Consider the following 22,906-nt stretch of genomic DNA (forward strand, 5'->3'; position numbering starts at 1 on the left):
AGGGGGTATTTTAATGGCGAAAAAGACCACGGATCAACCAATGTTTGACCAAAAGGCATATAACAAGACGGTGCGAGCCCTGATTAAGAACACCAAGAAGGCTGGCCACATCTCATACGATGAGTTAACGGATAAGGTGGCTTCTCCCTACTCGTTGGATGCTAAGCAGATGGATAAATTGTTAGAGACGATTTCGGATGCCGGAATCAGCGTGGTCGATGAGAAAGGTGAACCGGACCCACGGGCGGTCAAAGCCCAAAAGGCCGTTTCCAAGAAGGAATTAAAGGAAGCCTCCACCACGACGGGGGTCAAGATCAACGACCCCGTGCGGATGTACCTGAAGGAAATCGGGCGGGTCAACCTGTTGACGGCTGACGAAGAAGTGGCCTTAGCGCTGCGGATCGAAAAGGGCGATGAAGAGGCTAAGCAGGAATTGGCCGAAGCCAACTTACGGCTGGTCGTTTCCATTGCCAAGCGGTACGTCGGTCGGGGGATGCAATTCCTGGACCTGATTCAAGAAGGGAACATGGGGCTGATGAAGGCGGTCGAAAAATTCGATTACCGGAAAGGGTTCAAGTTCTCCACGTACGCCACTTGGTGGATTCGCCAAGCGATTACGCGGGCGATTGCTGACCAAGCCCGGACCATTCGGATTCCGGTGCACATGGTCGAAACCATCAACAAGCTGATTCGGATTCAACGGCAACTGCTCCAAGACTTAGGGCGGGAACCAACGCCCGAAGAAATCGGGGCCGAAATGGACATGCCGACCGAAAAGGTCCGGGAGATCTTAAAGATCGCGCAAGAGCCCGTTTCGTTGGAAACGCCAATCGGTGAAGAGGACGATTCTCACCTGGGAGACTTCATTGAGGACCAGGATGCGACGAGTCCCGCCGACCATGCGGCCTACGAACTCTTAAAGGAACAGCTGGAAAGCGTTCTGGATACGTTAACGGACCGGGAAGAAAACGTCTTACGGCTCCGGTTTGGCCTGGATGACGGGCGGACCCGGACGCTGGAAGAGGTCGGCAAGGTCTTCGGGGTCACCCGGGAACGGATCCGGCAGATCGAGGCCAAGGCCTTACGGAAGCTGCGGCATCCATCACGGAGTAAGCAACTGAAGGACTTCTTGGAATAAACGACTTAATGAACTGAATCCCTAAATACGTCACCCTAGTTACACGGATTAATTCCGTCAAGACTGGGGTGGCGTATTTTTTTTGCCAAAAAAGATTGACAGCCGACAACGGATTCGGTATGCTGTTGATACTCACTTAGTTACTTGAGTGATTAACCAATTAACGAATTCGGAGGAAGCAGCACATGAAATTTTTGGGGAAATTTGTTCTGACCTTAGTCGTCTTAGGGGCCATTATCGTGGGCGGCGCGGTGATCTTACCGGGGATCACCAAGAATCGCCAGTCGCAACTCGCGATGGCCATTGATAACGTGAACCCGCTGGTCACCCAGGAGACGGTCTACGCGTCGACGTCGGCCAAGCCCGTCCGCCAGTTCATCGGCGGCGCGGGGGAAAAGGAGTATACGTATCGGCTGGTGACCTATAACGCCAAGGGGGAGGCACGAACCGTGGTCTTTGATGCCCAGTGGCGCTTGAAGCCAAACAAGTTCTTAGCCATCACCACTAAGGGACAAAACGTCGAATCCTGGAAGGCAATCGGCCGGGTTCCCGCTAACGTTCAAAGCAATTTAGCCATGAGTTAAAAAAGCCTCACAGGTACTCAGTCGTCAGACCAGTCGGTGACCCCGCAATCAGCCGGGGCCACCGGCTTTTTTCGTTGACTTGATCTGAGTCAAGGTTTGCGCCCTAGCGGTGCGGGATACTTAATCGTGGGGAAGAATTGTTGGGCAGTAACCGTTTACATAAAAGACCAGCCGCCAGTCGGTTATTTTATTGGGTAAAAGGTCTTGAAATTTGATGTAAAGGGGATATAATGTATCTCGTTTAAAGTTCCCGGTATTCGGGAGAAGGGAGAACTGAATCGTGAAAGCCAAACCAAGTTTGGAGCAGGCACTGTGTATCGTGGCGTTACTCGGGATTCAGGACCGGCGGATTCCCCTGCAGAGTCGGCTGGTGGCGGAACGCCTGGGCATCTCGACCAGCTACCTGAAGAAGATCGTTCAGCATTTGGCGGCCGCCCACATCGTCAAGACGGTCCCCGGCCGTGATGGCGGCATCGTTTTGACCCGGGATCCCCAGGCGATCACGTTGCTCGACGTCTTTGACGCCATTGAGGGGCACAGCCCGTTCGTGCAGAACACGGGGCTGGTCAACAAGGTCTTCGGCTTGGAGCTAAAAGAGGAGTTTCAAGCGACGTATCACCTGAAGCACTTCAAGGATCAGCAGCCCGTGGCCAACGTTTTGGCCATTTTTAAGCAAGCGGAGGCGCGCTACCGTCAGCAACTGGCGACCCTGACCATTGGGGCGGTGTTACCGACCGATGGGGCGCAACCGTTACAGCTGGATTGGACCAAGTGGCTGACCCGGTAACACCTGAGCATCAAGAGAGCAAGTATAGAATAAGGAGGCAGTTCACGCTGTGCGATGGATGAATAAGCACTACCTTTGGAACGTGATCGGCTGGTTGGTCATTGTCTTACTAGCCGTCCTCACGATTCCCAATATGAGCAAGTTGGTGGCCGATAAGGGGCAAATTACGGTTCCCAGCAATTATCAAAGTACCCGGGCCACCAACATGCAGAAACAATGGGGGCGTTCGCAACGGGGGACCACGGCGGTCGTCGTGGTGTTCAACAACGGCAACTCCGCGTTGACCAGCACGCAAAATCAGCGGATCGACCAAACGATTCAACGGATCAAGCATCATGAGGATCAGTACCAGATCCGGTCGATCACGGCGGCTAGCGACAGTTCCACGGCCGCTTCCCAACTGATTTCAAAGGACAAAAGTACCCAATTATTACAATTGAACGTTCACAAGACGTCCAGCCACTCGATCACTAAGATTCGTTCGGAGATCACCCAACTGGCGAAGACGTCCGGGGTCACGACCTACGTGACCGGGGCTGACGTCTTGAACCAGGACTTCTCCGATGCTACCCAGGCCGGGGTCCAGAAGACGGAAATCATTGCCGCCATCTTTATCTTCCTGGTCCTGTGGTTGGTCTTCCGGTCGCCCATCACCCCGTTATTCTCACTGTTGACGGTGGCGGTTTCGGTGATCACGTCGATTTCCGTGGTCGCCAACCTGGTGGACCGGTTCAACTTCCCGTTCTCTAACTTTACGGAAGTCTTTATCGTCATCGTCCTGTTCGGGATCGGGACCGACTACAACATCCTGCTGTATAACGAGTTTCGTGAGCGGCTGGCCCGCGGGGTCGATAAATATACGGCGACCAAGGAGGCCATCCGCATCGGGGGCCGCACGGTACTGTACTCCGGCCTGTCCGTTTTGATCGGGATGAGTGTCCTGGGCTTTGCCAACTTCTCCCTGTACCGGTCGGCTGTCGGCATCGCCGTCGGGGTCATCGTCTTGTTGGCGGTCCTGCTGACCTTAAACCCGTTCTTCATGGCGGTCTGCGGGCCGCACATGTTCTGGCCCGTCAAGAAGTTCCAGGGCGAGGGGGACAGCAAGCTGTGGCACAACATGGCCAAACACGCCATGATCCGGCCAGTCATCACGTTGATCCTGGTCGGCATCATCTTCGTGCCGTTAGCACTGACCTCGCACGGGACGTTGGACTATGACAACCTGGTCGAAATCGGGGATAACGTCCCCGCCAAACAGGGGTTCAAGGTCGTCCAAAAGCACTTCTCCAAGGGGACGGCGGAACCCACGACCATTTACATTCAAAGTTCGCATAAACTCGATAACGAAAAGTCGCTGCTGCTGATCGACCGGTTGACCAAGCAGCTGCAACAATCTGACGGCGTTAAGACCGTCGCGTCGGCCACCCAACCCGGGGGGAAGGCCATCAAGAAGCTGTACGTCCGTAACCAGATGAGTACCGTGACGGGCGGGTTGGTCAAGGCCCAACAAGGGGTCAACAAGATCAATAAGGGCTTGAAGTCCGCCCACAGCCAATTAGCCAGCCAGAACGTTTCCGGTTCGGTGAAGAGTGCTAATCAGTTAGCCTCTGGGGCGAAGCAGGTCAGTGACGGGACGCAAAAGCTGAATAGCGGCACCCAGTCACTGTCCAGCGGGGCCAAGACGTTAAGCTCCGGGACTCAGACGTTACAAAGCGGGATCAGTCAGGTCACCGCGGGATTGAATCAATTGAACACCAAGGTATCGTCCGCTTCGGGCGGGCAACAAGCCGCGGAACTGGCGCAATTGGAATCGGCGTTGCCACAATTGAACGCGGCGATTCAGCAGTTGAGCAGGCAAGTGGCCAATAGTTCGACGGGCAGCACCAGCGGGGTCACGAGTTCCCTGACCACGATTGGGACCCAGACGAAGGACATTGCGACCCAGCTGCAAAATATCAAGAGCTCGGTCGGCACCGTTAATTCGGTGTCCATGTCGGACGTCGAAGCGGCCTTTACCGCTGCCGGGGCCCCGTTATCGGCGACCCAAAAGCAGGTCATGGCCAGCGTCTTGGCCAAGCAAACGGCGGCTCAGAAGCAGTTATCCGCTTCGTTGAGCAGTTCGTTAGCCAAAATTGGGAGCGACGCCTCGGCAATCGGCAGTGCTGATCAGACGGTGGCAAGTCAGCTTCAGAGCTTGCAGAGTTCGACCAGCACGCTCCAGACGGCAGTCGCCACGTTGGCCCAGAAGTCCAACGTGGTCCTGCCAGGGGCGGCGACCGCTTTACAGGCGGCCAGCTCACAGTCGAGCCAGTTATCGAGTGCCACGAGCCAGTTGTCTTCGGCGATGAACACGATCAACGGCAAGCTGCCTCAACTGGTCACGGGGGCGGACGCGTTAGCCGCCGGGACCAACAAGCTGAGCGCCAGCACGTCCCAGCTTGCTTCCGGGGCCAGTCAGGTCGCCACGGGGAACCAGACCATGGCCACGAAGCTCGCGTCGATGAGCAAGCAGCTGACCACGTTGAAGGCCGGCTTAGGCACGGCCACGAACGGCCTGTCCAGCGTTTCCACCGGGGTCGGTTCGGCCAACGGGTACCTGAAGGGCTTGCAAAAGTCGGCCGCCGCCGAAACGTTCTACATTCCGGCCAAGCAGCTGCACGGCAAGAGCTTCGCGCCGGCGCTGAAGACGTACCTGTCGCCGAACAAGAAGCTGACCAAGCTGACGGTGGTCTTGGACGATGATCCGAGTTCCGCTGCGGCCATGGCGCGCCTGCCGAAGTTGGAAAAGGTGGTCAACGGGACGCTGAAGGGGACCAGCCTGGGGAACGCCCAGGTGGCCTTCGGGGGCAATACGTCTCAGACCAACGATATCAACGAAATGGCGTCCGGTGACTTTAGTCGGACGGTCATCATCATGTTAGCCGGGATCTTCATCGCGCTGATGGTCGTGACCCGTTCACTGGTTCAACCGATCGTGATCGAAGGCATCCTGGTCGTTGCCTACTCCGGCGCCCTGACCATCGTTCACTGGTTGGTCAAGCCGGTCTTGGGAGCGGACATGTTGACCTGGAACACGCCGTTCTTCACCTTCGTCATGTTGATCTCACTCGGGGTCGACTACTCGATCTTCCTGATGCGCAAGTACCGGGAGTACCTGCACGAACCGGGCGCCACGAGCGACAAGATGCTCCAGGCGGCCACGGTGATCGGGACGGTCGTGATCTCCGCCGGGATTATCCTGAGCGGGACCTTCGCCGCCTTGATGCCGTCCGGGGTCATGACGTTGATTCAGATTGCGTTGGCCGTGATCATCGGGATCGTCTTGCTGGTGATTCTGTTGCCAATTGTGATGCCGGCCGTGATGAAGATCACGTACCCGTACCCATATTCTAATATGGCGCGGGAAGCGGATCAGGCACAGTCGGATCAGCCAAAACACGCACAAAAGTAAGCATCGTAAAAGCCACTCGGCGATTGGGAGATCGCGGGTGGCTTTTTTTCTGCCGGGAGATTCTGGGGTTGGGAGTATCGTAAACGTCCCGACTAGCTTATACTAAAGGGTAATCAGATTTTTTGGAAAGAAGGATGCTAGAACATGGATGCAGACCACTTATCACAACGTTTGGCGACGGTGGCCAAGTACGTGCCCGCGGGAAGTCGGTTGGCCGACATTGGCACGGATCACGCCTATTTGCCGGTCCACTTGATGAAACGAGGATTGATCGTCGGCGGCGTGGCCGGCGAGGTCGTCCGCGGTCCCTTTGAGAACGCCCGGCACGAGATTGCCCGGGAAGGCTATACGGCCAAGCTGACGGCGCGCCTGGCCAACGGACTTCAGGCCATCGAGCCGACCGATCACATCGATACGGTCGCCATTGCCGGGATGGGGGGCGCCCTGATCACCCAGATCTTGACCCAGGACTTTGACCGGTTGGCGGGGGTCAACCGGCTGGTCTTGCAGCCCAACGTCGGGGCCATGCAGGTCCGGGAGTTCCTGATGACCCACGGGTTCCAACTGGTGGCCGAAGAGATTTTAGCCGAGGACGGCCACATCTACGAGGTGCTGGTGGCCGACCGGCAGGCTCACCCGCAGACCTACGATGAGGAGGCTTTGCGGTTCGGCCCGTACCTGCTCGCGGCACCCAACGCGGCATTCGTGGCTAAGTGGCAACACGAGGCCGACCGCACGCGGGAGGTCTTACACCAGGTCCAGGCAGCCAAGGTCGTTCCCACGGCTAAGGTCACGGCATTAGAAGCGGAATTACGACAGATAGAGGAGGTCTTGCACCGTGTTAGGGCGTGAGTTCGTTGAACGATTTGAACAGTTTGCCCCGCAGAGCTGGGCGGAACCCTGGGACGTGCCCGGCTTGCAACTGGGGGACCTAGAGGCGCCGATCCATAAGATTCTGGTCACGCTCGACGTGCGGCCGGAGACCGTGCAGGAGGCGCTCGACGTAGGGGCGGACTTCATCTTTGCCCACCACCCGGCGATGTTCCATCCGGCCAAGACCCTGGACCTGAGCGTGCCGCAAAACCAGATGTACGCCACGATCCTGGCCCATCACCTGACGGTCTATGCCGCGCACACGAACCTGGACAGTGCGCCCGGGGGAATGAACGACTGGTTGGCGGCCGCTCTGGGGCTGCAAGATTGCACGGGATTGGTGCCGAGTCACGGCCAGACCGCCACCACAGCCGTGACCATGGGGCGCATCGGCAACTTGGCACGACCGACCACGGTCCAGGCCTTTGCCGAGCACTGCCGGCAGGTCTTTCACGTGGCGGGGTTACGGCTGATCAGTCACCGACCGACGGCCCCGGTCACCCGGGTCGCCGTTTTGGGCGGCAGCGGCAGCGAGTTCTACACCGCGGCGGTGGCGCAGGGCGCCGACGTCTACGTCACGGGTGACGTATCGTATCATCCGGCCCAGGATATGCTGGCGGCCGGACTGAGCGTGGTGGACCCCGGACACCACATCGAAAGCATCTGTGAACCCCGACTGACCCAGCTCTTTACCACCTGGGCCGCGGAAAATGACTGGCCCGTGACGGTCCAAGCCACGAAGCTGAACACTGACCCGTTTACTTTTCTTTAGGTCGGAAAGCGCGTAAACTGAACTTAGTAACGAAACTAAATTGAGGAGTGATTTGTTTTGGCAAAGTACGAAAACCTGATTCCCCGCTTTTTAAAGTACGTAAAGGTGAATACCCGCTCGGATCCGAATTCGACCACGATTCCATCGAGTCCCCGCTTGACCGCCTTTGCGGAGCACTTGGTCCAGGACCTGCAGGCCATTGGCTTGACCAACGTGCACATCAACCAGCAGTCCGCGTACGTGTACGCGACTTTGCCCGCGAACACGGACAAGCCGGTCAAGAAGATTGGGTACATCTCGCACTTTGATACGGCTGACTTCAATAGTGAAAATATCCAACCGCAGATTGTGGAGAACTATGACGGTCACTCCGTGATTAAGCTGGACGCCGCCGGCAAGTACACGCTGGACCCGGCCGTGTTCCCGAACTTAAAGAACTATGCGGGACAAACGTTGATCACCACCGACGGCAGCACGCTGTTGGGAGCCGATGACAAGTCCGGGGTCGCCGAAATCATGGCGGCCATGGAATACCTGCTGGCACACCCGGAGATCAAGCACGGGGAAATCGAGATTGGCCTGGGGCCCGACGAAGAAATCGGGACCGGGGCCGACCACTTCGACGTCGCCGACTTTGGTGCCGACATCGCCTACACGGTCGACGGGGGGCCGTTAGGACAGTTGGAATACGAGACCTTTAACGCCGCCAACGCCCAGGTCACTGTGACCGGGACCAACGTGCACCCGGCCGAAGCCAAGGGGGTCATGGTCAACGCGTCGCAGGTGGCCATGGACTTCCACGCCGCGCTGCCCGAGCACGACCGGCCGGAAAACACCGAGGGCCGCGAGGGCTTCTTCCACCTCTACAGCATGACCGGTGACGTGGACACCGCCCACCTGAGTTACATCATCCGGGACCACGACCGGGACATCTTCGAAGATCGGAAGAAGTTGTTCCAAGGAGTGGCCGACCAGATGAACCAGGCCTTTGGGAGCGACCGGGTCCAGGTGACCATCAAGGACCAGTACTACAACATGCGGGAGGTCATCGAAAAGGACATGACCGTGGTCGACCTGGCCAAGCAGGCGTTGGAGGACCTCGACATCAAGCCGCTGATCTTCCCCGTTCGTGGGGGGACCGATGGCTCCAAGATCTCCTTCATGGGCTTGCCGACGCCGAACCTGTTTGCCGGCGGGGAGAACATGCACGGGCGTTTCGAGTACGTCTCCGAGCAGACCATGGAACGGGCGACCGACGTACTGATCAAGATCGTCGAACTCGCGGAACAACAGGCTTAAATTAATTAGTCAAAATTGGTCAAATTATTTTGAATTTGGTCCGGAATCAGTTAGAATATGAGTGAAAATTGAGGTAGACCTTGGTTTGCCTCTTTTTTGTCCCTTAAATATGGAAAATCTCAATAACGAACGGAGGACGACTCTTGAATCCAGAAAAATTTACCCAGGCGTTAACCGACGCCTTAGCCGAAGCACAACAGATTGCCATGACCCGGCGTCACCAAGCCGTGACCGTGGCCCATCTTTTTAAATTCTTGATCCAGCCGGGAGAGCTCGCACGACAACTCTTCACGAACGCGGGGATCATCGTGGCAGATTTGGACGCGGAGCTTGACCGGGAACTGGACGGGATTAGCACCGTCACGGGTAGCGGCGTGCAGTACGGCCAGGAATTCTCCCGCAACCTGACCGACCTGCTCCAACACGCCGATCAGGTCCGGGCCGGCTATAACGACGACTTCATCGCGATCGACGCGGTGACCATCGCGCTCCTACAACTGAGCGGGGAGACCTTGACGGACTACCTGAAGCAGCAGGGCCTGACCGAAAAGAAGATGCGGCAGGTCGTGGACCAGGTTCGCGGCGGCGAACGGGTCACCTCGAAGAACCAAGAAGACCAGTACCAGGCCCTGGAGAAGTACGGGACCGACTTGGTCAAGGCCATGCGCAGCGGGAAGATCGACCCAATCATCGGCCGGGATGACGAGATCTTATCGGTCATTCGGATCCTGTCCCGCAAGACCAAGAACAACCCCGTGCTGATCGGGGAACCCGGTGTGGGGAAGACGGCGATCGTCGAGGGCCTGGCGCAACGGATCGTCCGGGGCGACGTGCCCGATAACCTCAAGGACAAGACCATCTTTAACCTCGACATGGGCTCCCTCATCGCCGGGGCCAAGTACCGCGGTGAGTTCGAGGAACGGTTGAAGGCCGTCTTGAAGGAGGTCACTAAGAGCGAGGGTCAGATCATCATGTTCATTGATGAGATCCACAACATCGTGGGCGCCGGGAAGGCCGAAGGCAGTATGGACGCCGGCAACCTGCTGAAGCCCATGCTGGCGCGCGGAGAGCTGCACCTGATCGGGGCCACCACGACGGACGAGTACCGCAAGTACCTGGAGCAGGATAAGGCGCTTGCCCGGCGGTTCCAACGGGTTCAGGTCGCTGAACCCAGCATCGAGGACACCATCACGATCTTACGGGGGTTGCGCGAGCGCTTCGAGATCCATCACGGGGTGCGCATTCACGATAACGCGCTGGTCGCGGCGGCCAAGCTGTCCGACCGGTACCTGACTGACCGGTTCTTGCCGGATAAGGCGATCGACCTGGTGGACGAGGCCTCGGCGTCGATTCGTGTCGAGATGAACTCCGCACCGACCGAATTGGACCAGTCGCGGCGGCAACTGATGCGGATGCAGGTGGAGCAGACCGCCCTGAAGCAGGAGACCGATGCCGCGTCGCAGGCTCGCCTCAAGGAACTGCAAAAGGACCTGGCGAACACCAAGGAAAAGGTCGACCAGCTGAGTGCCCGCTGGAACGATGAAAAGGCCGCGATTAAACGGCTGGGCGATCAGAAGACCGCCATCGACAAGGCTAAGCGCGACTTGGCCAACGCCGAGAGTCAGTACGACCTGAATAAGGCCGCCGAGTTACAGCACGGCACGATTCCCCAGTTGGAAAAGGAGTTGGCCGACCTGGAGCAGCAGGATCAACAGCAGCATTGGCTGGTCTCCGAATCCGTAACGGCCAACGAAATCGCGGCGGTCGTCAGCCGGATGACCGGGATTCCCGTGACCAAGCTGGTCCAGGGAGAACGGGAGAAGCTCTTGCAGCTGAGTGACCGGCTGCACGACCGGGTCGTGGGGCAGGACCAAGCGGTCAACGCCGTGGCGGATGCCGTGTTGCGGTCGCGGGCGGGCCTACAGGATCCGACCAAGCCACTCGGGTCGTTCTTGTTCCTGGGCCCGACCGGGGTCGGGAAGACCGAGCTGGCCAAGGCACTGGCCGAGAACCTCTTCGACAGCGAGGACCACATGGTGCGGATCGACATGAGTGAGTACATGGAAAAGGAATCCGTTTCCCGCTTAGTCGGGGCGGCGCCGGGATACGTCGGCTACGAAGAGGGTGGCCAACTGACCGAGGCCGTGCGGCGCAACCCGTACACCATCGTGCTGTTCGATGAGGTCGAGAAGGCCCACCCGGACGTCTTTAATCTATTGCTTCAGGTGCTCGACGACGGGCGCTTGACCGACAGCCAGGGCCGGACCGTGGACTTTAAGAACACGATCCTGATCATGACCTCGAACCTGGGCTCCGACGTGCTCTTGAACGGGACGAACGAGCAGGGGCAGATCACCCCTGAGGCCCAAAAGCAGGTCGCGCAACTCTTGCAGACCCACTTCCGGCCCGAATTCTTGAACCGAATCGACGAGACCATCATGTTCACGCCGCTGAGCTTAGCCGACGTGCAACAGATCGTGGTCAAGCTGGTCGCCCACCTCGCGACCCGGCTGCACGAGCAACAACTCGACCTGACCATCACGCCGGCCGCCCAGGCGTGGATCGCCAAGGCCGGATACTTGCCAGCTTACGGAGCCCGGCCACTCCAACGGTTCATCACCACCCACGTGGAGACGCCGCTGGCCAAGCTGCTGATTGCCGGGAAGATTCCGGCGCATAGCCTGATCACGATTGACGTGGCGGATGACCAGTTAACGTTTACCCACGCATTACAAGCACCGGCCACACCGGCCTAAAGCGGTGCCAACAGGTCGCCTTTCGGTGGAAGGGCGGCTTTTTGTTTGGCCGGGGGAAGTTGTATAATGGGGCCATTGATGAAGAAAATCGAGTGGGCCGCTAGCGGTCGGCATCTTTCCGGCCAGGCCCGCCACACTGACGAAAAAAGGACGGTTACCATGATTCAAGACATTGCACCCCACCATTTCGATAACACCTACGCCCATAAACGCGCACCCCAGGCCACGGATTACGTGATTGTGTATGACCAACGGCACGTTTTGTTGACCGCGGCGCAGCAGTTGCCCCGCTACCGCGATGTCCAGCACCTGTGGTCGACGGGGGCCAACCGGTTGACCTATCTATTTGCCATCGATCAGACGGGGTTCTTTCTGCTGAGTGGCCCGGTCCCGGTTCCCCGTGGCTGGGCCCTCGCCCCCGATAACGTCTTTCGCCAGTTGACCCCGGATTACCTGGCGTTCGCCGGGACCGTGGCCGTTCACCTGGGAGAATGGTACGCGCAGAATCAGTTCTGTGGCGCCTGCGGCCATCGGCTAGAACCGGTGGCCACGGACCGGGCGCTACGGTGTCCCAACTGTCACCGGACGGTCTTTCCCCGCATCTCACCGGCCATCATCGTGGGCGTGACGCAGGGGGACCAGTTGCTGCTGACCCGCTTCTTAACGGGCTACCAGAAGCACACCCTGATCTCGGGCTACACGGAGATCGGGGAGACCCTGGAGGACACGGTTCGCCGCGAGGTACACGAGGAGGTCGGGCTGGCTGTCGAGCGGTTGCGCTACTTCGGCAGCCAGCCGTGGGGCCTATCGGGTTCGCTACTAGCGGGGTTCTTTGCGGATCTCGACCACGCGGCGGCGATTACGCTGGAACACGACGAATTGGCGGAAGCCCGCTGGTACCGGCGCGACGAGCTGCCCCACGATGACGGGACCCGGTCGCTGACCTGGCAGATGATCGAGGCCTTTCGGCAGGGGAAGGCTTAAGCGCGGCAAAAGCGCTGGACGCAATCCTGACGATAGCCGTTATCCCGCCACCGTTTTCTGATGACCTAGCCGGACGGGTTAGAACAGAAAGGAAGTTCTCACCTGCTTGAGAAGTTCCTTTCTGTTTTTTAAAATCCGGGTGATGCTTAAATGAGAATCTTTGAAAAAAGGCTTGGAACAGACGTTCGTTATCCCGGCTTTCTCGGGAACGTCTGGTATAATAATGACAGTGAAAAGAAGGGGGAAGCAACGTGTTTGTTCCATTACAGGTCCTGAGCACCTACAGTCTGTTACAGAGTACGAACCGCATCGATGAGTTGGTGCAAACGGCCCAGCAACGGGGCTATACCGCGCTGGCCCTGACCGATAAGAACGTGATGTACGGGACGGTGGCCTTCTATAACGCCTGCCAACGGGTCGGCATCAAGCCGTTACTGGGCCTGACGTTGACCGCGCAGGGCGTGGTCACGCAGGGACCGGGGATGGACTGGGTGCTGATTGCCCGGGACTTCACCGGGTACCAGCAACTGATGCAGCTGACCACGGCCTATCAGGTCGGCCAGCGGCCGGTCGATCTGGCCCAACAGACGGCGAACCTGAGTCATCTGGACGTGATTGCGCCGCTGAACAGTGAGGTCCATCAGCTGCTGTCGGCCGGGGATGTACCGGCGGCCGTTAAGGTGGTCCAGCAGGTGCAACGCTGGGCGCCGTACCACGTCTACCTGGGAATCGCGCCGGAAGTGGCTGCGACGCAGCAGTCGCAATTGCGGACCGTGGCCCAACAGACCCACGCCCCGCTGATTGCCCTAAACCCGGTCGAGTATCTGAACCGGGAGGACCACTTTGCGGTGACCGTTTTGCGGGCCATCGCGGCGGGCACCACAATCGACGACCCCGCCACGGCCCAGCAGACGTTGGGAGCTCACTGGCTACGACCGGCGGCGGAACAGGCTGCCCGGTACACTGGTGATCTAGCGGCGGCGGCCAGCGCCACGGCGCAACTGGCGGCGGCGACCGACGTGACGTTGAAGTTTCAACAGCCTCAGCTGCCCCATTTTCCGACGCCGGCGGGTAAATCCTCGCAGGCGTATCTCCGTGAGCTGTGTACTCAGGGGCTGCAACGCCGCCTCCAGGCCTTGCCCAACGCCGATCCGGCGGCGTACCAGCAACGGCTCGACCACGAGCTCGGGGTCATCCACCGGATGGGGTTTGACGACTACTTTTTGATTGTGTGGGACGTCATGAACTTCGCCCACCGCGCGCGGATTCAGACCGGGCCCGGGCGGGGATCGGCCGCCGGGTCCCTGGTGGCCTATGTCCTGGCCATCACCGAAGTGGACCCGTTGACCTACCACCTGCTCTTCGAACGGTTCCTGAACGAGGAACGGGCCCAGATGCCCGATATCGACCTGGACATTCCCGATGACCGGCGGGGCGAGGTGCTCCAGTACGTCCACGATAAGTATGGCCACACCCGGGTCGCCCAGATCATTACCTTTGGTACGTTGGCCGCCAAGGCCGCCCTGCGGGACGTGGGGCGGGTCCTGGGGGTCAGCCCCTACGAGATGAGTGACTGGAGTGCGGCCATCCCTAATCAGCTCCACGTGACGCTGAAGGCGGCCTATGAGCAGTCGCAGCGGCTGCGGAACCTGGTGGCCGACAGCGACCGGAACCGCTTGTTGTTCACCACGGCCCAAGCACTCGAGGGCTTGCCCCGCAACTACTCGACCCACGCCGCGGGGATTGTCTTGAGTCAGGGCGACCTGACCGACCTGGTGCCCCTGCAACCCGGGAGCGAGGATCTGCTGATGACCCAGTACCCCAAGGACACCGTCGAAGCCGTGGGACTGCTGAAGATGGACTTTTTAGGACTGCGTAACCTGAGCATCCTGGCAAACGCGCTCCGGCTGGTCAAAGCCCAAACGGGACAAGCGTTGGACCTGAACGCCATTGATTTAAACGATCCAGCGACCTTGAAGCTGTTTGCTCAGGGCGAGACCAACGGGGTGTTTCAGTTCGAATCGGCTGGGATCAAGCGGGTCTTGCGGCAACTCCAGCCCGATAGCTTTGAATTGGTCGCCGCGGTCAACGCCCTGTACCGCCCGGGGCCGATGGAAAACATCGACACCTTCGTGAAGCGCAAACGCGGCCAGGAACCCGTGAGTTATCCGGCCGCGGCCCTTGAGCCGATCCTGGGCCCGACCTACGGCATCCTGGTCTATCAGGAACAGGTCATGCAGGTGGCCTCCGTGATGGGGGGCTTCACCCTGGGGCAAGCCGACCTGCTCCGGCGGGCCATGAGTAAGAAGAAAAAGCAGACCATGGACGCCATGCAGCGCCAATTCGTCAGCGGCGCTCGGAAGCTGGGCTACGATCAGGCGGTCGCACAGCGCGTCTTCACCTACATGGACCGGTTCGCCAACTACGGGTTCAACCGGTCCCATGCCGTGGCCTACAGTAAGCTGGCCTTTCAACTGGCCTACTTAAAGGCGCACTATCCGGGCCCGTTCTACGCCGCCTTGCTGAACTCCGTGATCAACGTGCCCACGAAGACCAAGCTGTACCTGACGGAAGCCAAACGGCACGGGGTCACGATCCTGCCGCCGGACATCAACCGCTCGACGGCGTACTTTAATCTGCGGCAATCGGCGATCATCTTTGGCCTGAGCTCCATCAAGGGCGTGCGGCGGGACTTCCTGCGTGACGTCTTGGCCGATCGCCGGGAGAACGGGCCCTACCAGAATCTGCACCAGTTCTTGGAGCGGATCGACCCCAAGTATCGTAAGGCCGACCTGCTAGATGCGTTGGTCTACGCGGGCGCCTTCGACCACTTTGGGTATAACCGCGCGGAGCTCATCGCCGCGATTCCCGAGTTCTTGAGCAGTGTCGAGCTGTCGGGCAGTAACGTCGAACTATTCGCGGCGCTGGCCCCCAAGGTCAAGCCGCGGGCCGACCTTGACCTGATGACCAAGTTGACCAAGGAAGAGGCCGTCTTAGGGGCCTATCTGTCGGGGCATCCAGTCGAACAGTACCGGGACCTGGCCACCCGGCTCCACGCCCAACCCATCAGTGAGCTGGGGACCGTGAACCGGGTCTGCCTGGTAGCTTACGTGACGGCCATTCGCACGATCCGTACGAAGCGGGGGGAACCCATGGCGTTCCTCACGGTCAGCGACGAGTCGGCCGAGGTGCGGGTCACCGTCTTTCCGAACCAGTACCGCCGCGCGGCCGACTGGCTCAAGACGGACCAGGTCGTGGTGCTGCGGGGCAAGGTCGAGCGGGACCGCGGCTTACAGGTCGTTGCCGACCAGCTGGAGATGGCGCCGGCGCCGACCACGTTACCCGCCGGTGACCGGTGGTTCGTGCGGGTCGATGGCGACCATGACAGTCGGGCCATCGCCCAGAGCCTGGCCCAATTTCTGACCCAGCACCCGGGTCCCGTCCCGGTCATCGTGTACCAGCCGCAAACGGACCAGAAGCGGGTCTTGCCCCAGCAGCAATGGCTACCGGCCGATGAGCGGCTCCAGCCGTTGCTCGAACAGCTGATGGGGACGGGCAACGTCGTTTTTAAACATGGATAGACCAATTATTTCAAAAATGCCTCTAGACTATTTATATCGGCTCTAGTATTATATATACCAATGAGCGATATTACTTAATCTGGAGGTCTTTTTTATGCAATTGAACGTGAAGGTTTATTCCGATGGGGCGGAACTGTCCGCCATGAAGCAGGTCGCAGCCCAAGGATTGGTCCAGGGCTTTACCACCAACCCCAGTCTGATGAAGGCGGCGGGAATCACCGATTACCTGGCCTTTGCCCGCGAGGCGGTCGCGACGTTCCCGGATCAATCGATCAGCTTTGAGGTCTTTGCGAACCAGCCCGAGCAGATGCTCAAGGAAGCGCTGGTCCTGTCACACCTGGGCCAGCACGTGGCCGTGAAGGTGCCCATTATCCGGGCGACCGGTGAGGACAACACGGCGGTCATCAGCAAGCTGTCGCAGGCCGGGGTCCAGGTCAACGTCACGGCGATCACCACGCTGACGCAGGTCAAGCAGGCCGTGGACGCGTTAGACCCCGCGGTCGGCGGCATCGTCTCCGTCTTCGCGGGCCGTATCGCGGATACCGGCGTGGATCCGTTACCCCTGATGCGCCAGGCGGCCGACCTGTGTCACACCAAGGCCGGGGTCGAGCTCCTCTGGGCCAGCACCCGTGAAGTTTTTAACATTGTGCAGGCCGACCGAATGGGCTGCGACATTATTACCGTGCCGCCCAAGATTTTGGGGAAGCTCAGTAAGTTCGGGAAGGACGCATTTCAGGTTTCAATCGATACGGTGAAGACCTTCGATCAGGATATCGCCGAACTCGGTTTTTCGATTCCGACCACGTCACTTCAGTCCACACCAATTGATTAAAACGTACCGTTAACATTAGAAATTAGTTAACAAAAAAGCCGACCGGGGATGAAAAAGGTTACAGAAAACGCTTACTTTGGGAATTCGAGAACAAACTCCCCAAAATTCGACAAACATAGCAGACATAAATTTTTAAAAGTGCTAAAATACTTTTGGAATCAAATTTGTGCCGAAGTTTTGGCTTGCCGAATTTTCGGTGGGTCGTGTTTCGTGCCAATTCTAAAGGAGAGATTTTTCTAATGAAGAAAACCAAGATCGTAAGTACCCTTGGTCCTGCAAGTACTGACGTTGATACGATTGTTAAGTTGATCGAAGCCGGCGCTAACATTTTCCGGTTCAACTTCTCACATGGTGATCACGAAGAACACCTTGGCCGTTTGGAAAACGTCCACAAGGCGGAAAAGATTACCGGTAAGACGGTTGGTATCATGTTGGATACGAAGGGTGCCGAAATCCGGACGACCGTTCAACAAGGCGGCAAGTTGACGTTCAACACCGGTGATCAATTCCGGATCTCCATGGATGCTTCCATCGAAGGGACCAAGGAAAAGATCGCGGTCACTTACCCTGGCTTGTACGACGACGTTCACGAAGGCGGCCACGTCTTATTCGATGATGGTCTGTTGGACACGGTAGTTGACAAGAAGGACGATGCAACCAAGGAATTAGTTGTGACCGCCCAAAACGATGGTGTCTTAGGTTCCCGTAAGGGTGTTAACGCTCCTGGCGTTTCCATCAACTTACCTGGGATCACTGAAAAGGACTCCGACGACATTCGTTTCGGTCTGGACCACGAAATCAACTTCATCGCCGCTTCCTTCGTTCGGAAGCCACAAGACGTGATGGACATTCGTGAACTCCTCGAAGAAAAGCACATGGAACACGTGCAAATCTTCCCTAAGATCGAATCCCAAGAAGGTATCGACAACTTTGATGACATCATCAAGGTTTCCGATGGGTTAATGGTCGCTCGTGGTGACATGGGTGTTGAAATCCCAACGGAAAACGTGCCTTTGGTTCAAAAGGCTTTGATCAAGAAGTGCAACATTTTAGGTAAGCCAGTGATTACGGCGACCCAAATGTTGGACTCCATGCAAGAAAACCCACGTCCTACCCGTGCCGAAGCATCTGACGTTGCGAACGCCGTCTTCGATGGGACCGACGCAACCATGCTTTCTGGTGAAAGTGCTAACGGTGAATACCCAGTTGAAGCCGTTTCAACCATGAACCGGATCGACATCAAGGCTGAAAATGCTTTGAAGGACTTCGGTCGTGACAACTTAGACTTCGACAACGGTGACGTAACGGAATCAATCGGTGCTTCCGTTGCCCGGGTTGCCAACCAATTGGGTGTTAAGACCATCGTGGCAGCCACTGAATCTGGCTACACCGCTAAGATGATCTCCAAGTACCGTCCAAACGCCGACATCCTGGCCGTTACCTTTGATGACCGGACTCGTCGTGGTTTGATGGTTAACTGGGGTGTTTACCCAATCGTGACCGAAAAGCCAGCCAACACCGACGCCATGTTCGACTTAGCAGCTGCCAAGGCTGTTGAAACGGGCTTAGCTAAGGAAGGCGACTTGATCTTGATCACCGCTGGTGTGCCAGTCGGCGAACGCGGGACCACGAACTTGATGAAGATCCAATTGATCGGTTCCAAGCTCGTTCAAGGCCAAGGGGTCGGTGACGACACCGTTATTGGCAAGGCTGTGATTGCCAACACCGCTGCTGACGCAAACGCGAAGGTAACGGAAGGCAGCATCTTAATTGCCAAGAACACTGACAAGGACTACTTGCCAGCCATCGAAAAGTCCAGTGCCGTGATCGTTGAAAACGGCGGCTTGACTTCTCACGCTGCGGTTGTTGGAATTTCCATGGGGATTCCAGTTATCGTGGGTGCCGTTGGTGCCAGTGAAAAGATTTCTGATGGTGAATTGATTACGGTCGACTCACGGCGGGGAATCGTTTACCACGGTGCTTCCAACGCCCTCTAAGCGTTAAAATTTAGATAAACGAAAAGCGGGTCCACTACGGTGGGGCCGCTTTTTTGCTGGAAAGGCTCGCTAGTTGGTGGGTTTCCGTGTAAAATGATAAGTAAGACGCTACCGATGAGAGTGGGAGTAAAAACGGTTTGCTGACGTGCATTCACGGCGTCAGGCGGCGGCTCTCAAACTTATCAGGTAAACCAGTGGAACGGCGACCGGGGCAACTCCCGGTAGAATCGAGGAGACTATGGAAAATGTATTAGGCCGCATCGTGGCGGGTAAGGTAACCGATGAAAATGAAGAGGACTACTTCGTGCAGGTCGCGGGAACGACCTTCCGACTGAGCAAGTCCGAGATCAAGAAGCCCCTGCACCTGGGCTCGAACTTCCGGGGCTTCACCTATGAGAACGAGGACCATCAGATGGCGATGACCCGGAACGCACCGGACGCGCAGGTCGACCATTACGGGTGGGGCACCGTGGTTCGGAACCAACGGCAACTCGGGGTCTTCGTCAATATCGGACTGCCCGACAAGGACGTGGTGGTCTCGTTGGATGACCTCCCAGACATGATGGAACTCTGGCCCCAAAAGGGCGATCGCCTGTTGGTGACCCTGCGGGAGGACGCCAAGCACCGGTTATGGGGCGTGCCAGCCGACATGGACATCTTCCAGGCCATCGCGCAACCGGCCAACAAACACATGCAAAACGCGAACGTGACGGCGACCGTCTTTCAACTGAAACTGGTCGGGACCCGGGTCATGACCGAGCACTTTGAACTCGGATTCATTCACCCCAGCGAACGGGAACGCGAACCCCGCTTGGGCGAACAGCTGACCGCGCGGGTGATCGGGGTCAACGATGAGGGGACCTTGAACTTATCCCTGAAGCCCCGGGCCTACGAGGCCATCGACGATGACGCCGCCATGCTCTTGGCGGCCCTGGAACACAGTCAGGACGGTCATCTGGAATTCAGCGATAAGAGTTCACCGGCGGCCATCAAGGCCTACTTCGGGATCAGCAAGGGCCAGTTCAAGCGGGCCGTGGGGCACCTATTGAAGGCCCGGCGAATCACGCAACACGATGGCGCTTTGTGGTTGGTGCCGGTGACGCCGGATGACCCAAGCACACCAGCGGATGAGGCTTAGGCTTCGCCGCTGCTAACGATGCTCAGTAAGTGGTGAAAGGGGCGCTGAGGATGACGGTTTTAGAGAATACCACGGCGGACTTCGCCCACTATTTGACGGTCGAACAGGGGCTGGCACCGAATTCGGTGGCCAGTTATCGCCAGGAGGTCCAGACCTTTGCGGCCTACCTGCAGGCCCAGCACCTGAGCGACTTTCGCCAGGTCGACCGGGTTACCATCATGAACTACCTGGCGGCGCTGACCCAGCAGGGCAAGGCCCGTAACTCGGTCATCCACGCCGTTTCGGCATTGCGGAAGTTGTACCGCTACCTGATGCAGACCCACCAACTGACGATCAATCCGATGGCTAACGTGGCCGCCCCCAAGCACGCCGAACATTTACCGGCGGTGCTGACGGTGGCCGAGGTCGACCGCTTATTGACGACCCCGGATACCAGCGATAAGTACGGCATCCGCGACCGGGCGATGCTCGAGGTCCTGTACGCGACCGGCCTGCGGGTCAGTGAGCTGGTGCACCTGAAGCTCGTCGACCTGCACCTGGAGATGGGGTTGATCCAGACCCTGGGGAAGGGTGACAAGGAGCGCATCGTGCCGATCGGCGACGTGGCGAGTGACTGGATCCAGCGGTACCTGCAGACCAGCCGGCCCGTGCTCTTGAAGCAGCGGACCAGTCCCTACCTGTTTTTGAACGCCCACGGTGGGGGGCTGACGCGCCAAGCCATTTGGCAGAAGATCAAGCACTACGTGGCCCTGGCGGATATCCAAAAGGACGTGACGCCTCATACGTTGCGCCACTCCTTCGCCACCCACATCCTGGAAAACGGCGCCGATCTGCGGGTCGTTCAGGAACTGCTGGGCCACGCCGATATCACCACGACGCAGATCTACACCCACATTTCGAAGAAACGCTTAACGGCGGTCTACGATCGGTACCACCCCCGGGCTTAGGGCCGGTTGGCACCAACCGCGGAAGTGTGGTACAGTAATGAACGCTAAAACGGAGGACAGCTATGTTATTAAAGTATCGCAGTGATTACCAAAAAATTGCGATGGGCATTTTGAGTCTCCTCCCAAGTTATAAGGATTGGGAACGCCTGCAACGGGAACTTACCTGGTATCAGGGCGGCCCCGATCGAACGCTTTATCTGTGGAAGGATCAGCACGCCGACTTTGCCGGCGTGTTGGGGACGGAGCAACAGGGGACCTACGTTGTGGTCCGCCTCTTGTCGTTGATTCCCGATAAGCAAACCACGGCGAACACCTGGCAGATGCTGGATGAGTTAGCCGCGACCGTGCCCCACCACCGGGTGATGGGCACCCTGGCGAACGCCAAGATTATTGCAGACTGGGAGTATCATCATGGACAAGACCACGTTGAACGGCCAGCCACTGATTCAGGTCAGTGACTTTGAAGGACCGCTAGACTTGTTATTACATTTGATTAAAACCAACGAGATGGATATTTACGATATCCGCATCTCCACGATCACCGCACAGTACCTGGACTACCTGCACCAGATGCAGACGTTGCGGCTCGACATCGCGGGGGAATACTTTGTCATGGCCGCCAACCTGATGGCCATTAAGGCTAAAATGCTGTTGCCGACCCCGCAAACCGTGGCCCCGGTGGATGACGAAGCGCCCACCGATCCGCGGGAAGACCTGGTCAACCAGCTGCTGGAATACCAACGGTACCAGCAGGCGGCCCAGGTCCTGAAGCAACGGGCCCAGGAACGGCAGCAGCACTTCACGCGGGCGGCCATGCCGGTTCCCAGCGATACGCCGCTGACCGTGGCGCCCGGCGTGACGGTCGACGCCCTGCAGGCGGCACTGGTCAAGTTGGTCCACCGGGCAACGGTGGCCCAACCGGTGACCCAGACGGTGACGTCGGAACGCTACACCATTAAGGACCAGATGCAGGCGGTGCTCCACCGGTTGACTAAGCACCCGGTGACGTTTGAGCACCTGTTTGGCGCCGCCCCGCGGTTGGACGAGGTCGTCACGACCTTTTTAGCCGTTTTGGAGTTGGCCAAGCAGCACCGCATCGCCCTGCATCAGGCCAGCCGGTTGGTGCCGCTGCGGATCAACGCACTGGGAAAGGGGGCCGTTGGTGATGACGCCACTCGCACAGATTGAAAGCCTGCTCTTCGTGAGCGGTGATGAGGGCATGACGGTCGCGGACCTGGCCACGGTAACCGGGCTGATGAAGCCGGCCGTGCTGGCGACGCTGGAACGCCTGGCCCAGAAGTACGCGGCCGATGCGGACTGCGCCCTCGAATTGATGGTCAACGATACGACCTACCGGCTGGTGACCAAGGAGGCCGCCAGCGAGGTCGTGCAGCGCTACTTTGAAAGCCCGTTGAGCACGACGTTGTCCCCGGCCTCCCTGGAGGTCCTGGCAATCATCGCGTACCGCCAACCCATCACCCGTATCGAGGTCGATGAGATTCGGGGCGTGCAGAGTGCCTCGACGGTCCAAAAACTGGTGTTGCGGCGGCTGATCGAGGCGGCGGGGCGCTTAGACGAGCCCGGCCGGCCGAAGCTGTATCGGACCAGTGCCTACTTCTTGGACTACTTCGGTCTGCAGCAGTTGAGTGACCTGCCGCCCTTGCCGGACGCGGCGGTGCCGAATTCGGAAGACGCCGCTGATGACGGGGACCTGTTCTTGCAGGCCTTCAACCAACAACTTAACCAATCAGGAGATGAACCTTAACG

17 protein-coding genes are annotated in these 22,906 nt (G+C 58.4%); all 17 read left to right on the forward strand.

Translation table 11 applies throughout. The annotated features are described in order from the left end of the window. The first annotated feature begins 7 nt into the window (after positions 1-7). The 17 genes from rpoD (at position 8) to scpB (ending at position 22,904) form a co-directional block, all read left to right on the forward strand. Positions 8-1,138, forward strand: a complete 1,131-nt coding sequence (gene rpoD, locus FD37_RS02085; RefSeq protein ID WP_371862574.1) for an RNA polymerase sigma factor RpoD — start codon at positions 8-10, stop codon at positions 1,136-1,138. Between the two features lie 185 nt (positions 1,139-1,323). Then, complete coding sequence (locus tag FD37_RS02090; protein WP_045807859.1) at positions 1,324-1,722, forward strand: YxeA family protein; 399 nt, start codon at positions 1,324-1,326, stop codon at positions 1,720-1,722. 280 nt (positions 1,723-2,002) lie between these two features. Further along, positions 2,003-2,509, forward strand: coding sequence for an RrF2 family transcriptional regulator (locus tag FD37_RS02095; protein WP_045807858.1), 507 nt, complete (start codon positions 2,003-2,005; stop codon positions 2,507-2,509). Positions 2,510-2,567: 58 nt separating this feature from the next. Then, complete coding sequence (locus tag FD37_RS02100; protein ID WP_420835992.1) at positions 2,568-5,960, forward strand: MMPL family transporter; 3,393 nt, start codon at positions 2,568-2,570, stop codon at positions 5,958-5,960. Between the two features lie 144 nt (positions 5,961-6,104). Next, positions 6,105-6,812, forward strand: a complete 708-nt coding sequence (locus FD37_RS02105) for a tRNA (adenine(22)-N(1))-methyltransferase (RefSeq protein WP_045807856.1) — start codon at positions 6,105-6,107, stop codon at positions 6,810-6,812. Further along, entirely contained in the window at positions 6,799-7,605 is an 807-nt protein-coding gene (locus FD37_RS02110) for a Nif3-like dinuclear metal center hexameric protein (RefSeq protein WP_056963094.1), read from the forward strand. Before FD37_RS02105 ends, FD37_RS02110 begins: the two co-directional genes overlap by 14 nt. A gap of 57 nt (positions 7,606-7,662) precedes the next feature. Further along, positions 7,663-8,904, forward strand: a complete 1,242-nt coding sequence (pepT, locus tag FD37_RS02115; protein WP_056963095.1) for a peptidase T — start codon at positions 7,663-7,665, stop codon at positions 8,902-8,904. 143 nt (positions 8,905-9,047) lie between these two features. Continuing rightward, positions 9,048-11,660: an ATP-dependent chaperone ClpB gene (gene clpB, locus FD37_RS02120; RefSeq protein ID WP_056963097.1), complete on the forward strand. Its 2,613-nt coding sequence runs from the start codon at positions 9,048-9,050 to the stop codon at positions 11,658-11,660. Between the two features lie 159 nt (positions 11,661-11,819). Continuing rightward, a complete protein-coding gene (nudC, locus tag FD37_RS02125; RefSeq protein WP_056963100.1) occupies positions 11,820-12,644 on the forward strand; it encodes an NAD(+) diphosphatase in 825 nt (274 codons plus the stop codon). A 251-nt stretch (positions 12,645-12,895) separates the two neighbouring features. Then, complete coding sequence (gene dnaE, locus FD37_RS02130) at positions 12,896-16,225, forward strand: DNA polymerase III subunit alpha (RefSeq protein ID WP_056963101.1); 3,330 nt, start codon at positions 12,896-12,898, stop codon at positions 16,223-16,225. Positions 16,226-16,319: 94 nt separating this feature from the next. After that, entirely contained in the window at positions 16,320-17,057 is a 738-nt protein-coding gene (locus tag FD37_RS02135; protein WP_045807850.1) for a transaldolase, read from the forward strand. A gap of 239 nt (positions 17,058-17,296) precedes the next feature. Continuing rightward, a complete protein-coding gene (pyk, locus tag FD37_RS02140; RefSeq protein WP_045807849.1) occupies positions 17,297-19,054 on the forward strand; it encodes a pyruvate kinase in 1,758 nt (585 codons plus the stop codon). A 238-nt stretch (positions 19,055-19,292) separates the two neighbouring features. Then, complete coding sequence (locus FD37_RS02145) at positions 19,293-20,192, forward strand: CvfB family protein (protein ID WP_056963103.1); 900 nt, start codon at positions 19,293-19,295, stop codon at positions 20,190-20,192. A gap of 50 nt (positions 20,193-20,242) precedes the next feature. Then, complete coding sequence (gene xerD / locus FD37_RS02150; RefSeq protein ID WP_056963106.1) at positions 20,243-21,139, forward strand: site-specific tyrosine recombinase XerD; 897 nt, start codon at positions 20,243-20,245, stop codon at positions 21,137-21,139. Between the two features lie 62 nt (positions 21,140-21,201). Then, positions 21,202-21,597, forward strand: a complete 396-nt coding sequence (locus FD37_RS02155) for a hypothetical protein (RefSeq protein WP_045807846.1) — start codon at positions 21,202-21,204, stop codon at positions 21,595-21,597. Beyond that, positions 21,551-22,327 carry a segregation and condensation protein A gene (locus FD37_RS02160; RefSeq protein ID WP_186811281.1) on the forward strand — a complete coding sequence of 259 codons (777 nt, stop codon included), beginning with the start codon at positions 21,551-21,553 and terminating at the stop codon, positions 22,325-22,327. The genes FD37_RS02155 and FD37_RS02160 overlap by 47 nt, the downstream gene beginning before the upstream one ends. Continuing rightward, complete coding sequence (gene scpB / locus FD37_RS02165; protein WP_056963108.1) at positions 22,305-22,904, forward strand: SMC-Scp complex subunit ScpB; 600 nt, start codon at positions 22,305-22,307, stop codon at positions 22,902-22,904. The genes FD37_RS02160 and scpB overlap by 23 nt, the downstream gene beginning before the upstream one ends. Positions 22,905-22,906: the final 2 nt, after the last annotated feature.

It is taken from the genome of Levilactobacillus spicheri DSM 15429 (assembly GCF_001435095.1).
GTDB lineage: Bacteria > Bacillota > Bacilli > Lactobacillales > Lactobacillaceae > Levilactobacillus > Levilactobacillus spicheri.

What these genes read in the sequence shown, in the direction of transcription:
- FD37_RS02135 (WP_045807850.1), top strand. Translation starts at nt 16,320, where the DNA reads ATGCAATTGAACGTGAAGGTTTATTCCGATGGGGCGGAACTGTCCGCC.
- FD37_RS02105 (WP_045807856.1), top strand. Translation starts at nt 6,105, where the DNA reads ATGGATGCAGACCACTTATCACAACGTTTGGCGACGGTGGCCAAGTAC.
- scpB (WP_056963108.1), top strand. Translation starts at nt 22,305, where the DNA reads ATGACGCCACTCGCACAGATTGAAAGCCTGCTCTTCGTGAGCGGTGAT.
- FD37_RS02145 (WP_056963103.1), top strand. Translation starts at nt 19,293, where the DNA reads ATGGAAAATGTATTAGGCCGCATCGTGGCGGGTAAGGTAACCGATGAA.
- FD37_RS02155 (WP_045807846.1), top strand. Translation starts at nt 21,202, where the DNA reads ATGTTATTAAAGTATCGCAGTGATTACCAAAAAATTGCGATGGGCATT.
- FD37_RS02160 (WP_186811281.1), top strand. Translation starts at nt 21,551, where the DNA reads ATGGACAAGACCACGTTGAACGGCCAGCCACTGATTCAGGTCAGTGAC.
- pyk (WP_045807849.1), top strand. Translation starts at nt 17,297, where the DNA reads ATGAAGAAAACCAAGATCGTAAGTACCCTTGGTCCTGCAAGTACTGAC.
- FD37_RS02090 (WP_045807859.1), top strand. Translation starts at nt 1,324, where the DNA reads ATGAAATTTTTGGGGAAATTTGTTCTGACCTTAGTCGTCTTAGGGGCC.
- xerD (WP_056963106.1), top strand. Translation starts at nt 20,243, where the DNA reads ATGACGGTTTTAGAGAATACCACGGCGGACTTCGCCCACTATTTGACG.
- FD37_RS02100 (WP_420835992.1), top strand. Translation starts at nt 2,568, where the DNA reads ATGAATAAGCACTACCTTTGGAACGTGATCGGCTGGTTGGTCATTGTC.
- nudC (WP_056963100.1), top strand. Translation starts at nt 11,820, where the DNA reads ATGATTCAAGACATTGCACCCCACCATTTCGATAACACCTACGCCCAT.